This is a genomic window from Gordonia sp. 852002-50816_SCH5313054-c (genome assembly GCF_001665925.1).
Taxonomy (GTDB): domain Bacteria; phylum Actinomycetota; class Actinomycetes; order Mycobacteriales; family Mycobacteriaceae; genus Gordonia; species Gordonia jacobaea.
In genome coordinates this window covers 1-1423 of the sequence record NZ_LZTE01000059.1, presented here as the reverse complement: position 1 = coordinate 1423, position 1423 = coordinate 1, and the positions used below count along the sequence as shown (strand labels likewise).

Genomic DNA, 1423 nt, shown 5'->3' with positions numbered 1-1423 from the left:
GAGATATTGTCAAGATCTGTGGATGAGGTTGTTTCAGGCAGCCTCCTGCTGGTCGGGTGAGGCGGTGCCGGGTTCGACGAGTTCGCCGTTTTTGAAGGTGGCGCCGGCCCGGACGTGAGCGACGAGGTGGGGTGCGTTGACGGCCCGCCATTTCGTCTGTGCGGCTTCGATGAGTTTGTAGGCCATCGCCAGTCCCGCGGCCCGTGAGCCGGGGCCCTTGGTCACCTTGGTGCGCAACCGGACCGTGGCGAAGGTCGACTCGATCGGGTTGGTCGTGCGCAGATGAATCCAGTGCTCGGCCGGGTAACGGTAGAACTCCAGCAGCACATCAGCGTCGTCGACGATCTTGGCGACCGCTTTGGGGTACTTGGCGCCGTAGGTCTTGGCGAAAGCCGTGATCGCGGTGCGGGCGTGGTCGATGTCTTCGGCGTTGTAGATCTCCTGCATCGCTTTGATCGCATTCGGATGGGCCGACTTCGGCAGTGCGGCAAGCACATTGCCTTGTTTATGAAACCAGCACCGCTGCTCTCGGGTATCCGGGAACACCTCGCGCAACGCAGCCCAGAACCCCAGGGCACCGTCCCCGACGGCCAGGTTCGGGGCCGCCATGCCGCGGCGCCGGCACGACCGCAACAGATCGGCCCACGATTCGGTCGATTCGCGGTAGCCATCGGCCAGGGCGACGAGCTCTTTACGGCCGTCGGCCCGCACACCGATCATCACCAACAGGCACAGTTTCTCCTGCTCAAGCCGGACTTTGAGGTGGATTCCGTCGACCCAGAGGTAGACATAATCGCTGGTGATGTCGCGGTCTTCGAAGGCCGCGGCTTCCTTCTGCCACTGGCTGGTCAACCGGGTGATCGTGGCCGCCGACAACCCTGCACCCGAGCCGAGAAACTGCTCGAGTGCCGGCCCGAAATCCCCCGACGACAACCCGTGCAGGTACAGCAGCGGCAACACCGCGCTGACCTCCGGACTCTTGCGTGCCCACGCCGGGATGATCTTCGACGAGAACCGTTGACGTTCACCAGTTTCAGGGTCGACCCGCTTGTCGTTGACCCGCGGTGCCCGCACCGGCACCGCACCAGCAGCGGTCATCACCTCCCGCTCGTTGTGGTAGCCGTTACGCACCACCAGCCGGCGACCGTGCTCATCGACCTGATCGGTGAACTGATCGACATAGGCAGCGACCTCGGCCTGCAGGGCTGCGGCGAGCATCTGCCGGGCCCCGTCGCGCACGATCTCATCGAGGATCGACCGGTGATCGTCGTTGGACTGGTTGGAACCATCAGGGGCGTTGACTACCGTGAGCATGAGGCGTGCCTTTCCGCCAGCGCTGCAACGCTGACTTGATCAAGTGACTACCGGGATCATTCTGCGGGAAGGCACGCCCTCCCAGATCCACAGGTCTTGATCATTCCTC

1 protein-coding gene is annotated in these 1423 nt (G+C 63.5%); it reads right to left on the bottom strand.

Translation table 11 applies throughout. The annotated features are described in order from the left end of the window. Positions 1-33: 33 nt before the first annotated feature. Positions 34-1314: an IS256 family transposase gene (locus A5788_RS15100; RefSeq protein ID WP_007240524.1), complete on the bottom strand. Its 1281-nt coding sequence runs from the start codon at positions 1312-1314 to the stop codon at positions 34-36. Positions 1315-1423 lie beyond the last annotated feature (109 nt).